The 13492-nt window shown below is 61.3% G+C and carries 13 protein-coding genes and 1 rRNA gene; 11 read left to right on the forward strand and 3 right to left on the reverse strand.

The window, feature by feature from the left end; all coding sequences use genetic code 11:
• Nucleotides 1-137: 137 nt before the first annotated feature.
• Entirely contained in the window at nt 138-1076 is a 939-nt protein-coding gene (gene cysK, locus KVT38_RS27800; RefSeq protein WP_217597008.1) for a cysteine synthase A, read from the forward strand.
• 165 nt (nt 1077-1241) lie between these two features.
• Here the strand turns inward: cysK and KVT38_RS27805 are convergent, their stop codons facing one another.
• From KVT38_RS27805 to KVT38_RS27815, 3 genes are all read right to left on the reverse strand, one after another.
• The gene (locus KVT38_RS27805) at nt 1242-1622 is read right to left on the reverse strand and encodes a hypothetical protein (RefSeq protein ID WP_217597009.1); all 381 of its coding nucleotides are present in this window, start codon (nt 1620-1622) and stop codon (nt 1242-1244) included.
• A 121-nt stretch (nt 1623-1743) separates the two neighbouring features.
• Nucleotides 1744-3192, reverse strand: a complete 1449-nt coding sequence (locus tag KVT38_RS27810; protein ID WP_217597010.1) for an NAD(P)H-binding protein — start codon at nt 3190-3192, stop codon at nt 1744-1746.
• Nucleotides 3193-3305: 113 nt separating this feature from the next.
• Complete coding sequence (locus KVT38_RS27815) at nt 3306-4469, reverse strand: copper amine oxidase N-terminal domain-containing protein (protein ID WP_217597011.1); 1164 nt, start codon at nt 4467-4469, stop codon at nt 3306-3308.
• A 194-nt stretch (nt 4470-4663) separates the two neighbouring features.
• Here KVT38_RS27815 and KVT38_RS27820 point away from each other — a divergent pair, with 194 nt between their 5' ends.
• The 10 genes from KVT38_RS27820 to KVT38_RS27865 all read left to right on the forward strand — a co-directional run.
• Nucleotides 4664-6286: an anthranilate synthase component I family protein gene (locus KVT38_RS27820; RefSeq protein WP_254639616.1), complete on the forward strand. Its 1623-nt coding sequence runs from the start codon at nt 4664-4666 to the stop codon at nt 6284-6286.
• Nucleotides 6283-6861, forward strand: a complete 579-nt coding sequence (gene pabA, locus KVT38_RS27825) for an aminodeoxychorismate/anthranilate synthase component II (protein WP_217597013.1) — start codon at nt 6283-6285, stop codon at nt 6859-6861. The genes KVT38_RS27820 and pabA overlap by 4 nt, the downstream gene beginning before the upstream one ends.
• Nucleotides 6858-7796 (forward strand): aminotransferase class IV, encoded by a 939-nt coding sequence (locus KVT38_RS27830; protein WP_217597014.1) that lies wholly within the window; start codon nt 6858-6860, stop codon nt 7794-7796. Before pabA ends, KVT38_RS27830 begins: the two co-directional genes overlap by 4 nt.
• On the forward strand, nt 7793-8656 hold the full coding sequence (folP, locus tag KVT38_RS27835) for a dihydropteroate synthase (RefSeq protein ID WP_217597015.1): 864 nt from the start codon (nt 7793-7795) through the stop codon (nt 8654-8656). Before KVT38_RS27830 ends, folP begins: the two co-directional genes overlap by 4 nt.
• Nucleotides 8657-8671: 15 nt before the next feature.
• Complete coding sequence (gene folB / locus KVT38_RS27840; protein WP_217597016.1) at nt 8672-9031, forward strand: dihydroneopterin aldolase; 360 nt, start codon at nt 8672-8674, stop codon at nt 9029-9031.
• Nucleotides 9032-9080: 49 nt separating this feature from the next.
• Nucleotides 9081-9581 carry a 2-amino-4-hydroxy-6-hydroxymethyldihydropteridine diphosphokinase gene (gene folK / locus KVT38_RS27845; protein ID WP_217597017.1) on the forward strand — a complete coding sequence of 167 codons (501 nt, stop codon included), beginning with the start codon at nt 9081-9083 and terminating at the stop codon, nt 9579-9581.
• Between the two features lie 13 nt (nt 9582-9594).
• The gene (gene dusB / locus KVT38_RS27850; RefSeq protein WP_217597018.1) at nt 9595-10614 is read left to right on the forward strand and encodes a tRNA dihydrouridine synthase DusB; all 1020 of its coding nucleotides are present in this window, start codon (nt 9595-9597) and stop codon (nt 10612-10614) included.
• A 239-nt stretch (nt 10615-10853) separates the two neighbouring features.
• Nucleotides 10854-11330 (forward strand): transcription elongation factor GreA, encoded by a 477-nt coding sequence (greA, locus tag KVT38_RS27855; protein ID WP_217597019.1) that lies wholly within the window; start codon nt 10854-10856, stop codon nt 11328-11330.
• 139 nt (nt 11331-11469) lie between these two features.
• Nucleotides 11470-12990, forward strand: a complete 1521-nt coding sequence (gene lysS / locus KVT38_RS27860) for a lysine--tRNA ligase (protein ID WP_217597020.1) — start codon at nt 11470-11472, stop codon at nt 12988-12990.
• Nucleotides 12991-13417: 427 nt separating this feature from the next.
• Nucleotides 13418-13492, forward strand: a 16S ribosomal RNA gene (locus KVT38_RS27865); the annotation flags it as partial.

Genomic DNA, 13492 nt, shown 5'->3' on the forward strand with positions numbered 1-13492 from the left:
CCTTGCGGAATTATCCTTCTATTGACATTGCCCCGCAACGTGCGATAAGATGGGAAAAGATAAAAGCCGACTGAAATTGTCGGAAATAGGGGAATGGACGAGGCCGTCCGCCATTATCCAAGGAGGAATCATTCGCCATGGCAAAAATCGTGCAGAATATTACGGACCTGATCGGGGATACGCCGCTCGTCCGTCTGAACCGCATCGTACCTGAGGGCAGCGCGGAGGTTTACGTCAAGGTCGAATATCAGAACCCGGGCGCCAGCGACAAGGACCGGATCGCCATCAGCATCGTTGAAGAAGCCGAAAAAGAAGGCAAGCTGAAGCCGGGCGGCACGATCGTCGAAGCGACCAGCGGCAACACCGGCATCGGCCTCGCGCTCGTCGCCGCGGCGAAGGGCTACCGCGCCGTCATCGTCATGCCCGAGACGATGAGCCTCGAGCGTCGCAACCTGCTTCGCGCCTATGGCGCCGAGCTGGTGCTGACCCCGGGTTCCGAAGGCATGAACGGCGCCGTCAAGAAGGCCGAGGAGCTGCTCAAGGAGAACCCGGACTACTTCCTCGCCGATCAGTTCAAGAACAAGGCGAACCTGAAGATTCACCTCGAGACGACGGGTCCCGAGATCGTCGAAGCGATCAACTCGCTCGACGGTAAGCTGGACGCGTTCGTGGCGGGCATCGGCACGGGCGGCACGATCTCCGGCGCCGGCAAGGTGCTGAAGGACAACTTCCCGGGCATCAAGGTCGTGGCCGTCGAGCCTGCGGCGTCTCCGCTGCTGTCGAGCGGCAAGGCGGGCCCGCACAAGATCCAAGGTATCGGCGCGAACTTCGTGCCCGAGATTCTGGATCGCGAGATCTATGACCAGATCATCGCCGTCGAAAATGAAGACGCGTTCGAATGGGCGCGCACCGCTGCCAAGAAGGAAGGCATCCTGTGCGGCATCTCCTCCGGCGCGGCGATCTACGCGGCGCTGCAAGTGGCGAAGGAGCTCGGTGCCGGCAAGCGCGTCGTGGCGGTCGTTCCGTCCAACGGCGAACGCTACCTGAGCACGCCGCTGTTCAACTTCGACAACTAATCTGTTGGCCGTCGATCCGGCCGTCCTTTGGGGCGGCCGGATTTTTGCGTTGGCAGGCCGATGGCGGGATTGAGATGGAATATCGCGGGATATCGATGTGTGGCATCGTTATTGGCCGGCTAAACGGCAAATAAAAACGGAGGGCTCGTTGCCCTCCGTTTCCGCTTATAGAGCGCCTGCCTGCCGGCAGATCTCCACTGCCTGGTCGTAATCTTCCTCGTCGACGATGGCCGTCAGCAGAATGTCCCGGCCCGTCACGCGGTTGTCCGGTCCGCCCGAGCTCATCCCGCTGGCGCTGACGCTTGCAGCCGCCAGCACGCCGGCGTCGGGATTGTCGAAGTCCCCGCCGAGCGTAATGAAGCCAAGTCCGCGGAACGTTCCCGCGATCGTATTGCCCAATTGGTCCAGATGCTCCATGCCCGCGCCCTGATAGCCGTCGAACCGGTCGATACCGTGCTCGTTCAGGCGCAAGGATTTAAGCTCCTCCAACGCCCGCTTGGCTTGATCCGGCGTGTTGAAGTAGGCGAGCACCGCCCGATCCGCCATCGGTTCATCCCCCTTCGGCCGGCGTCTCCCCGCCGGCATCTTCCACCGTAGTATGGGCGCAGGCGAAGGCGGCTATGCGGGCTGCATCAATCTGGGCGGCCGACGCGCCCCGGGAGCAAGCCTACCGAATCTGCTTTTTCAAATAACGTCGAAACGCGCACATGACCCACAAATGAATTTTCGCCTGCGTGTACTTGTAAAGAAACCAGGGCAGCGCCGGCAAATAGTCGTGGATGGCGATGATGCATTCGTCGGATTCGGGAACCTGCAAAAACTCCAGCCGCCCGCGGTGCGTCTCCTTTCGACTTGAAAAGGAGCCGCCCGTAATGTAATACAGCGCCCGGGTTGGCGAGCTCCGCTCTGCGGAATAGGTGAGCTCGAGCAGAGGGCCTTTGCGGCCGACCGCATGGATCCGATATATATCCTTCTTATCGTGCGCCACCCGGATCAGCGGTCCGGCCGCGCGATTCAACCAGCCGAGATAACACTTGGAGGCTGCATGCGCATCCATGTCCGCGGGCAGTCTGACGCGCTGCACGGAGCGGACGTCCGATTTGGCGTGGCGCGAAGCTTTCCCAGGCTTTCGCTTTTGTCCTCCTGCCGCCCGCTTACTGCCAAGCTCCCGATCCTGCTCTTCCCGTATCGCGTCTTCCGCCGCCCGGCGGAACGTGATGACGCCTGCGCCAATCCCGCTCGCCCGATTCTCGCTTCTGGCCACCATCGGGTGAATCAGGCTTTCGATCAAGGGGTAGGCCATTTCCTTCGGCGTTCCGGTAATAAGCGCCAGCCACAGGCGGGACAAATAAACGGAGAAGGCGGGAAAAGGGATCAAAATTCGTTTTTTCCCCAGCGCCTCCGCCGTTTGGCGGAGCATTTGCTTGTAGGTCATAACGTCGGGCCCGCCGATATCGATTGCGCGACGGTACAGGTCGGTCCGTCCGATCGCGGCCGTCAGGGCGTCCAGCACCTCGGGCAAGGCGATCGCATGCGTAAGGGTGCGCGTCCATTTCGGCAGGATCATGACAGGCAGACGGCGCACCAGCTTAAGAAGAATGGGAAAAGAAGAGCCTTGCGGACCGACGATCAGACCGGCGCGCAGCGTCGTTACCGGCACCCCGTAGGAAGCAAGCACCTTTTCTACCTCCAGCCGGCTCCGCAAATGGCGGGACAGCTCGCCGGGCGGCACATCGGGCGGAATGATGCCGCTCAGGTAGACGATCTGGCGCACGCCGTTTTTGCTGGCGGCTCTCGCAAAGTGGTCTGCGAGCAGTACGTCCATGTCCTCGAACCGGGCTTGCGTCAGCTTGGCGGAGGGGAGCATGGAGTGGACCAGATACACCGCATAGTCCGCGCCGGCCAATCCTTTTTCCGCATCGATCAGGGAGAACAGGTCGCACGAGCGCCAGCTCACGCGGGAATCGGTATCCCGACCTTCCTCGTCGCCCCGGGACAGCGCGATCACGTCCGCGAAAGGCGCCAACCGTTGAAGCAGATTGCGGCCGATATAGCCGCTTGCGCCCGTCAAAGCGATGACGGGTCTTGGGGCCGGGCTGTCTTCCCGCTCGCTCATGAGGTCAGCGCTCCTTCGTATCCTTCTGCCGACAAATACCCGGTACCGTATGAAAAGTAACAGCCCCGCCGTGGGCGGGGCTTACGGGTGCGCAGACTAACGTGTTGCGCTTTTTACAGCCAGTCTTTAATTTTAACCGTAAGGGTGCGCTCTTTGCCATCCTTGACGCTGGTATAAATGAGATCGATAACGCCGTCGTGCTCGCCGCCTACCTTGAAGGTGTCCCCATGATAAGGGACATCGTTAAGCTTGGCATATTCCTGGTCCTCCGGGTCGAGCAGCTCGTACAGCTCTTTCTTTTTCCCCGTCTCCGGGTCGACCAGCGTCAGCAGGCCGGTCGTGTTCGGCCGGATGAGCAGATAGTTCGCGCCGATGCCCTCCACGCCATAGATCTCGTTCAGGCCGCCCAACTTCTGCAGGTCGTATTCCTTGTCCGTACTGCCGTCGTCTTTAAGGATTCGCAGCTTTTTACCGTCTGTCAGCACCGCCTGATTGCCGACGCTGGTTACGTTCGGTGTCATGCGCTGCCAGTAATGGACCGTGGCCTGGTCGACGAGCTTCTTGTTCTTCACGTAGGCGGTCGTGTAGTTGACGTTGATGTGGGGTTCGCCGTAAACATCGGATGCCGTCACGATGTAGCCGCCGGTACCGAGCTTGTCGACGGACAGGCTTAACAGCTCTTGCTGTTCGAATTTGAGCTTGCCTGTCTTCACCGCGGGACTGTTTGACGGATCGGACTGGTACAGATCGCCGGTTTTCCTGTCGAGCCAGAACATGGACGGCGTCAACGTAATCGCATAACCGACAGCGTAAGGATCGCCGTCTTCGATCGTTACCGTGCGCTGCGCGCTCTGCCACTTCACGGCGGCGCCCAGCGACTGAGCGACGAAGCGGACGGGCACGTACACCGTATTGTTCTTCATGAGAGCCGGCGCGTTCAGCGCGATGGATTTGTCGTTAAGCTGCGCAGTCTTGCTGCCGAGTGTCAGCTTTACCGTACGGTTTGGCGCGTAAACGGACACGAGCTTCTTGGGGCCGTCCCAGTCTACATAAGACTTGAGCAGCTGCGAGACCATACGAAGCGGAACGAAGACGCTGCCGCTGGCGTCGAGATAGGGCGCCGCCGTACCGGCTGCGATTTCGTTGCCGTTGACGACGAGCTTGACAGGCTTGGGAGCTGCGGCAGCTTGCGCTGCAGATCCGCCTGAGGACGCGGCGGTTCCGGCGGCCAGCAGCAGGGCGAGTCCGAACAATCGGATTTTATTTTTTTTGCGCATGGGGTCATCGTCTCCTTTGAATGTTGCATCCTTCATTACCCATATTTAGAGACGATTCGGGGGTTGTTAAAGTTTCACGGGCGGAAGAAGGGGCGCTCTATCCTCGGCTTTCGATTGTTTGTATACTTAGTGAAGAAGAGGAAGCTGCGGCGGTCTGTAACCGGCGAGAAAGCTTCCGAGGGGGATATGCGGAGTTGGAAGCGCTGATAACGTTGGAGAAATGGCGGAAGTGGCTTGGCGAATGGACAGATGCAAGCGGGGACACCGAAGGGTATAACCGATTGCCTTATATAGAAAAGCATTCGCTCTCCGTAGGCGAAGATCGCGTCCCGCTCTGGCGCGGCGCGTGGGAGGCGGCGGGCGAAGAAGCCTTCGTGCTGGAGAGCGGCAAAGGCGGCCGCTATACGTTTCTCGGCATCCGGCCAAGCGCGGTGCTGGTCGGAAGCGGCGGCGAAGCCGAGCTTAGGCGCTGCGGCGGCGGGGGAGGGGCGGCCGAGCGGCTGCGCGGCGATCCGATCGCGGTCGTTCGCGCGGCGATGCGCGGCTTCCGCGCCCCGTCGGATACGGGTGTGCCGATGTTCGCGGGCGGCGCCGTCGGCTATTGGAGCTACGACGTCGCTCGCTCGCTGGAGCGGCTCCCGGAGACGGCGGCGGACGAGCTGGGCCTGCCGGATTACGCATTCCTGCTGATCGACGAGCTGTGGATCGTCGATCACGAGGCGGGCGAATTGTACGTCGCCGTTCATGCCGACCCGGGCGCTGCGAGGGCCGAATCGGCCGTTGCGGCCGCATACGATGCAGCCCGCGCGCATGCGGCGCGGATGAAGGCCGATTGGGACCGGATCGTCGCGAGGGCCGCAGCGCCCGAGGCTGCATCGGCGCTGGCGGCGGCGCGCGCGCTGCTGGTTGAGGAGGGACTGGCGCTTGACGTCGAGGCGTTCGCGCAGGGGCTGCGCACCTCTCTTTCCAAAGAGGCGTTCAAGCAGGCGGTTTGCCGCATTCAGCAGTACATCGGGCAAGGCGACGTCTTCCAGGTGAACCTATCCCTTCGTCAGACGATGCCCGTGACCGCGAGTCCCGAAGCGCTCTACGAATGGCTTCGCCTAATTAATCCTTCGCCCTATATGGGCTTGCTGCGCTTGCCCGGCTTTAGCCTCGTGTCGGCATCGCCGGAGCTGCTGGTCAAGCGCCAGGGCGATCGCGTCAGCATGCGGCCGATCGCGGGCACGCGCAGGCGCGGGCGCACGCCGGAGGAGGACGCGGCGATGGCCGACGAGCTGCTCTCGAGCGTGAAGGAACGCGCGGAGCACATTATGCTCGTCGATCTTGCGCGCAACGATCTGGGACGCGTCTCCGCCTATGGTTCGGTCCACGTGCCGGAGCTGCTCACGATCGAGCGCTATTCGCACGTGATGCACCTCGTGTCGCAGGTCGAAGGGCGGATCGCGCCGGGCAAGGACAGCCTCGACGTGCTGGCGGCTTCGTTTCCCGGCGGCACGATCACCGGCGCGCCCAAGATCCGCACGATGGAGATCATCGAGGAGCTCGAGCCCGTGCGCAGAGGCGCCTATACCGGCTCGATCGGATGGATTGACTACGCGGGTAATATGGAATTTAATATAGTTATCCGTACGATGGTGGCGAAGGACGGCCTCTGCCATATTCAAGCCGGCGCCGGCATCGTCATCGATTCCGATCCCGAGCGGGAGTTCTACGAGTGCCTGAGCAAGGCCAAGGCGCTTTGGAAGGCGGTACAGTACGGGGAGCGGCTCAGCCCGGACGGGACGGGAGCCGACGCGAAGGGGGACTGGGCATGATTCTGGTCATCGACAATTACGATTCGTTTACTTATAACCTGGTGCAGTATCTGGGCGAGCTGGGACAAGACATCGTCGTAAAGCGCAACGACGAGATCGACCTGGACGGCATCGCGGCGCTTGCGCCCGATCACATCCTGATCACGCCGGGGCCTTGCACGCCGAACGAGGCGGGCATCAGCCTGTCCCTGATCGACCGCTTCAAGGGCGAGATTCCGATCTTCGGCGTCTGCCTCGGGCATCAGTCGATCGGGCAGGCGTTCGGCGGCGGCGTCGTGCGAGCGCCGCAGCTCATGCACGGCAAGACGAGCGAGATGTCGCACGACGGCCGCACGATTTTCGAAGGCGTGCCTTCGCCATTCACGGCGACGCGCTACCACTCGCTTATCGTGAAGCGCGATACGCTGCCCGATTGCCTGGAGATCAGCGCGGAAACGGACGGCGAGATCATGGGGCTGCGCCACAAGGAGTATGTCGTCGAGGGCGTGCAGTTCCATCCCGAGTCGATCATGACCGATCATGGCCGCACGCTGCTGCAGAATTTCTTGAACTACAAGTCGGGCTTGCGGCAATGAAGCTGCTGCTGGACGGACAATTGACGGATAGCCGGGAAGCCGTGATCTCAGTCTACGATCACGGCTTCCTGTATGGGATGGGCTTGTTCGAGACGTTCCGCACGTATGGGGGCCGGCCTTGGCTGCTGCATAGGCATGCGGAGCGGCTAGCCGGCGCATGCGAAGCGCTCGGCATCTCGTACCGGCCGGATCCGGAGGCGATGGCCGCCGGCGTGGCGCGGCTGCTCGAGGCGAACGGCCTGGCCGACGCTTATATCCGCTGGTCGGTGTCCGCCGGCAGCGGCGAAGTCGGTCTCCCCGCGGGCGAATATGAGGCGCCGCGCGAGATCGTATACGCCAAGCCGCTTGGTTCGGACGATCCCGCGACGCGCCCTGGCAAGACGCTGCGGCTGCTGCGCCTTCGGCGGACGCGTCCGGAGGGCGGCGGGCTGCGGCTCAAGTCTTTTCACTATATGAACAACATCGCGGCGAAGCGGGAGCTGCGGGCCGGCGGCGCTTCGGCGAGCACCGAAGGGCTGTTCCTGAATGAGCGGGACGAAGTCGTGGAAGGCTTGGTGAGCAACGTGTTCTGGGTGCGGGACGGGGTGTTGTATACGCCCTCGCTCGATACGGGGCCGCTCGCGGGCGTGACCCGGGCCTTCGTGTTGGAGCAGGCTCGCAGCGCAGGTCTCGTTTGCTATGAGGGCAGCTATGCCTGGGACGACCTGCTGGGTGCGGACGAATGCTTCGTGACCAACTCGATCCAGGAGATCGTGCCGGTCGTCGCGCTGGAGGAACCGGACGGTCGGCCGGCGCGCGGACCGGGCGGCAGCGGCGGCCTCGCATCGAATCGCGCCAAAGTCGATGCCATGGATGCCGCGGGCGCCCCGGGCCCATGGACCCGCAGGCTGATGACCGCCTACCGGGCGGCCGCGGAGAAAGGCGATGAAACATGAATCCTGTCATTTACCATAGACGCTACCGGTTTGACGACGGTCTTGAGCTTGCGTTGGGCGAGCGGACGCTCATCATGGGCATTCTGAACGTGACGCCCGACTCGATCTCTGACGGCGGTCGGTTCGATTCGGTCGAGACGGCGGTGCGCCGCGCGGTTGAGATGGCCGAGGAAGGCGCGGATCTGATCGACACCGGCGGCGAATCCACGCGTCCCGGACACGAGCCCGTGACGGCCGAAGAAGAGCAGCGGCGAGTGCTGCCCGTCATCGAGGCGGTACGCAAGGCGGTCCCGCTGCCGATCAGCGTCGACACGTACAGGCCGGAGACGGCCGAGCTCGCGCTCCGGGCCGGCGCGCATCTTTTAAACGACATCTGGGGTCTCAAGCACGACCCTCTCATGGCGCAGGTAGCCGCAAGCGCCAACGCGCCGGTCATCCTGATGCACAACCGCAAGCAGCGGGATTATCGCGAATTTGTGCCCGACGTGCTGGCCGACTTGCGAGAGAGCGTGGCGCTGGCCCGGGCATCCGGCATTGCGGACGATCGCATCTGGCTGGATCCGGGCATCGGTTTTGCCAAGGATTACGAGGAGAATCTCGAGCTGATGGGCAGGCTCGGCGAGTTGAACGCGCTCGGCTATCCGGTGCTGCTGGCGACGTCGCGCAAGACGTTTATCCGCCGCACGCTTGACCTTCCCGCCGACGATGTCGTCGAAGGCACGGGTGCGACCACGGCGCTCGGCATCGCGCAGGGCTGCCAGATCGTCCGCGTACATGACGTGCGTGCCATGAAGCGAGTGGCGGCGATGACGGACGCGATCGTGTACCGCCAAGCCAGGCACGAAGACGGAAAACGCTGAAGGAGCGACGAACGAATGGATACGATGAAGCTAAAGCGCATGGTTTTTTTCGGATATCACGGCGTATACCCGGAGGAGAACAAGCTGGGCCAGAAGTACTTCGTGGACCTCGACATGAAGCTCGACTTGAGCCGCGCAGCCGAGAGCGACGACGTCGCCGATACGGTGAACTACGCGGAGGTCCATGCCCTGGTCAAGGAAATCGTGGAAGGCCCCCCGGTAAAGCTCATCGAGAAGCTCGCGGGGAACATTGCAACGGCCGTACTCGGTACGTATACTATAATCGATGAAGTCACGGTAGGCGTGACGAAGCCGAATCCGCCCTTCGACATTACGTTCGACGGTGTCACGGTGGAGCTCACGCGCGCCAGATGACCGAAGCGGCGGGCATGCCGTCCGCAGGCATACGAAGGACTGAACGAGGATGAAGCTGGCTTATGTGGCGCTCGGCGCCAATCTGGGCGACCGGGAGCGGTCTCTCGCGGAGGCGCTGCGTCGTCTGAACGAGATGCCCGGCATACGCGTGGAGCGCGTGTCGGGCGTATACGAGACCGATCCGGTCGGTTATACGGACCAGCCGAACTTTTTGAATATGGCGGCAGCGCTGATGACGAGCCTGCCGCCGCTCGAGCTGCTTCGCACGCTGCTGGCGCTGGAGCTTGAGATGGGTCGGGTCCGCGAGTTCCGCTGGGGACCGCGCGTCATCGATCTGGACCTGCTGTCGTACGAGGACGAGACGTTCGAGACGGACGAGCTGACGCTCCCGCATCCCCGCATGGGGGAGCGGGCGTTCGTGCTTGCGCCGCTCCGGGACGTGTGGGCGCCAGGCGAGGCCTTTCCTTGGGAAGCGCAGCTCGGGCCGGATACGCTTGAGAAGGAAGGCATTCGCCGTCTGGCTTCGGGATTGGAACCGCGCGGCCTTTAGGAGGGATAATCACATGCTGAAGATCGGCAATGTGGAGATGAATAACAACGTGGTGCTGGCGCCGATGGCAGGCGTCTGCAATCCGGCATTTCGGCTGATCGCCAAGGAATTCGGCTGCGGCCTCGTATGCGCGGAGATGGTCAGCGACAAGGCGATTCTGCACGGCAACCGGCGGACGCTCGAGATGCTGTTCGTCGACGAACGGGAGAAGCCGCTCAGTTTGCAGATTTTCGGCGGGGACAAGGAGTCGCTCGTCGAGGCGGTCAAGTTCGTCGACAAGAACACGAACGCCGACATTATCGACATCAACATGGGCTGCCCCGTGCCAAAAGTCACAAAGTGCGATGCTGGCGCCAGGTGGCTGCTCGATCCGGCCAAGATTTACGAGATGGTCTCGTACGCGGTCGACGCGGCGGAGAAGCCGGTGACCGTCAAGATGCGGATCGGCTGGGACGACGAGCACATTTATGCGGTCGAAAATGCCCGAGCCGTTGAGCGCGCCGGCGGCGCGGCCGTCAGCGTGCACGGACGCACCAGGGAACAATTGTATACGGGTCACGCGAACTGGGATATCATAAAGGACGTCAAAGAGGCCGTCTCCATCCCGGTCATCGGGAACGGTGACGTGTTCTCTCCCGAAGACGCGGAGCGCATGCTCGCCCACACGGGCGTTGACGGCGTCATGATCGGTCGCGGCGCGCTGGGCAATCCGTGGATGCTGTACCGGACGGTCCACTATCTGACCACAGGAGAGAAGCTCCCGGACCCGAACCCTGCGGAGAAGATGCGCATCGCTATGCTGCACATGGACCGCCTGATCAATCTCAAGGGCGAGGGGCAAGCGGTTCGCGAGATGCGCAAGCATCTGGCCTGGTACCTCAAGGGACTGCCGGACGCCGCGCAAGTGAAGAACGAGATCATGGAAATGACACGCCGCGCCGACGTCGCGCGCCGGCTCGACGAGTACGTGGAGTCGCTGGCCGACCTCGACGCCGCCGCACAGACGGCGGACGGACCTGCCGTCGTGCATTGATTTTGCGCCGAATTCCTGTTAATTGACATTTAATAGGGGTTGAAATATAATTCTAAGCAATATTCGCAAGACGGTCGAGATTGCCGCGGCTGGCCGGGACATTCCCAGTCATGTCGGCGGCAATTCGCCATATAACTGTATTCAAGGTGCGCGCCCGCCGCGCGGTTCGCGGCGCAGCCTCCGCAAGCAAGCCTTCATGCCCGGCATGGATATCATATCTTCGACAGGAGATCGGTGAGATGAGCGAAAAGGAAGTGCTTCTGACCCCTGATGGGCTCAAGAAGCTCGAAGAGGAACTGGAGAACCTGAAGTCCGTCAAGCGCCGCGAGGTCGCCGAGCGGATCAAGGTTGCAATCGGTTACGGCGACATCAGCGAAAACTCGGAATATGAAGATGCCAAGAACGAACAGGCATTCATTGAAGGCCGCATCATCACGCTTGAGAAGATGCTGCGCAACGCTCGCATCATCAACAACGACGAGATCGATCTGAACACCGTGAGCATCGGCTCCACCGTCGTCGTCGAAGACCTCGAATTCAACGAGACGCTTGAATATACGATCGTCGGCACGGCCGAATCCGATCCGCTGAAGAACAAGATCTCCAACGAGAGCCCGGTCGGACGCGCGATTATCGGCAAGGCGAAGGGCACGACCGTCGAAGTCAGCGTACCCGCGGGCATTATTCAATACAAGATCGTCGATATCAAAAGGTAATCCGCTGCGAGGCCCCCGTGCCAAGCCAGCTAAAAAGGCCATCTGTGAGCGCGAAAAAGCTTCCGGCAGCGGAAGCTTTTTTGACGAAAGCGGGGTGGCCCGCGTTCTGACGGATATCAGTTGGGAAAGGGTGTACATCATGAGTCAAGATTTGGAGCAACAAGCAGGTACTGAACCTACCGCCGCCGAACTCAGCGAGATGCTGCAGATCCGCCGGGGCAAGCTGGACGAGCTTCGCAAGCTGGGCATCGATCCGTTCGGCACGAAGTTCGAGCGTACGGCTGCCGCGGGGGACATCCTCGCGCGTCTCGACGCCAAGTCGACCGAAGAGCTGGACGAGCTCGCCGAAGAAGTGAGCGTGGCCGGACGTATCATGCAGAAGCGCTCGATGGGCAAGGCTTCCTTTGCGCACATTCAGGATCTGACCGGCAAAATTCAAATTTACGTGCGTCAGGACTCCGTGCCGGAAGACCAGTACAAGGCGTTCGGCATCCTCGATATCGGCGACGTCATCGGGGTCAAGGGCACGGTATTTAAGACGCGTACCGGCGAGACCTCGATCAAGGTATCCGAATTGACCGTGCTGACCAAGTCGCTGCTGCCGCTGCCGGACAAGTTCCATGGTCTGAAGGACGTGGAGACGCGCTATCGCCAGCGTTACGTGGATCTGATCGTCAGCCCGGACGTGCAAAAGACGTTCATTACGCGTTCGCGCATCATCCAGTCGATGCGGCGTTACCTGGACGGACGCGGCTATCTCGAAGTCGAGACGCCTACGCTGCACGCCATCGCCGGCGGCGCCGCGGCCAAGCCGTTTATCACCCACCACAATGCGCTGGACATGCAGCTGTACATGCGAATCGCCATCGAGCTTCACCTGAAGCGGCTCATCGTCGGCGGCTTGGAGAAGGTATACGAGATCGGACGCGTCTATCGCAACGAAGGGATGTCGACGCGCCATAACCCTGAGTTCACGATGCTTGAGCTGTATGAAGCTTATGCGGATTACAAGGACATCATGAAGCTGACGGAGGACCTGGTCGTCCATCTGGCCGAAGAAGTGCTCGGCACGACGCAGATCGTCTATCAAGGACAGGAGGTCAACCTGTCCGCGCCATGGCGCAGGGAGTCCATGACCTCGCTGATCCAGAAGGCTGTCGGCATCGACTTCACGGCCGACATGACCGACGAGGAAGCGCACCGCCTGGCGAAGGAGCACAACGTGCCGGTCGAGCCGCATATGACGTTCGGCCATATCGTGAACGCCTTCTTCGAGACGTTTGTCGAGCACACGCTCATTCAGCCTACGTTCGTGACCGGGCATCCGGTGGCGATCTCGCCGCTCGCGAAGAAGAACGCCGAAGATCCGCGCTTCACGGACCGCTTCGAGCTGTTCATCGTGGCGCGTGAACACGCCAATGCCTTCACGGAGTTGAACGATCCGATCGACCAGCGTCAGCGTTTCGAGGCGCAGCTGGTGGAGAAGGAAGCGGGCAACGACGAAGCGCAGGATCTCGACGAGGACTTCATCCGTGCGCTCGAGTATGGCCTGCCGCCTACCGGCGGTCTCGGCATCGGCATCGATCGTCTGATCATGCTGCTGACCGACGCGCCGTCCATCCGTGACGTGCTGCTGTTCCCGCACATGCGCGGGGAGTAAGCAAATAGAAGGGAGAGCCGGTCGCCGGGAGGCGGTCGGCTTTTATGTTTGTCGCGTTTGAACGATATCCCCTTCGCACAGGAAGAGGCGGTACCGGTCGGTTTTGGGCGCCGGGGCAACGGAAAGCTTCTATATAGAGAGAGCCTGTTTGGCGGAGATGGCGGAGGACGCCAACCCGCCTTCTACACGCCTGTAGAGGGATTTTCATGTTATTAAATTCTTTTTAAAAAAGGTGTTGCAATTAACTAGGCGCCTGTGATATATTATTCAAGTCGCCGCTGAGAGGCCGCCAAGCAAAAGGGCCGAGAGCGAAGACAAGATTGCTCCTTGAAAACTGAACATCGAGCGTTAAAACAAACGGACGCTGAGGCCTTCGGGCTGAAGCGAAAAGTTATACCAGCTTTATCATGAGCAAGTCAAGCTTACCTTTATGGAGAGTTTGATCCTGGCTCAGGACGAACGCTGGCGGCGTGCCTAATACATGCAAGTCGAGCGGATCTCT

Source organism: Cohnella sp. GbtcB17 (assembly GCF_019091135.1).
Classification (GTDB): domain Bacteria; phylum Bacillota; class Bacilli; order Paenibacillales; family Paenibacillaceae; genus Cohnella.

Coding starts and splice junctions, on each gene's coding strand:
- cysK (WP_217597008.1), top strand. CDS start 138: ATGGCAAAAATCGTGCAGAATATTACGGACCTGATCGGGGATACGCCG.
- KVT38_RS27805 (WP_217597009.1), bottom strand. CDS start 1,622: ATGGCGGATCGGGCGGTGCTCGCCTACTTCAACACGCCGGATCAAGCC.
- KVT38_RS27810 (WP_217597010.1), bottom strand. CDS start 3,192: ATGAGCGAGCGGGAAGACAGCCCGGCCCCAAGACCCGTCATCGCTTTG.
- KVT38_RS27815 (WP_217597011.1), bottom strand. CDS start 4,469: ATGCGCAAAAAAAATAAAATCCGATTGTTCGGACTCGCCCTGCTGCTG.
- pabA (WP_217597013.1), top strand. CDS start 6,283: ATGATTCTGGTCATCGACAATTACGATTCGTTTACTTATAACCTGGTG.
- KVT38_RS27830 (WP_217597014.1), top strand. CDS start 6,858: ATGAAGCTGCTGCTGGACGGACAATTGACGGATAGCCGGGAAGCCGTG.
- folP (WP_217597015.1), top strand. CDS start 7,793: ATGAATCCTGTCATTTACCATAGACGCTACCGGTTTGACGACGGTCTT.
- folB (WP_217597016.1), top strand. CDS start 8,672: ATGGATACGATGAAGCTAAAGCGCATGGTTTTTTTCGGATATCACGGC.
- folK (WP_217597017.1), top strand. CDS start 9,081: ATGAAGCTGGCTTATGTGGCGCTCGGCGCCAATCTGGGCGACCGGGAG.
- dusB (WP_217597018.1), top strand. CDS start 9,595: ATGCTGAAGATCGGCAATGTGGAGATGAATAACAACGTGGTGCTGGCG.
- greA (WP_217597019.1), top strand. CDS start 10,854: ATGAGCGAAAAGGAAGTGCTTCTGACCCCTGATGGGCTCAAGAAGCTC.
- lysS (WP_217597020.1), top strand. CDS start 11,470: ATGAGTCAAGATTTGGAGCAACAAGCAGGTACTGAACCTACCGCCGCC.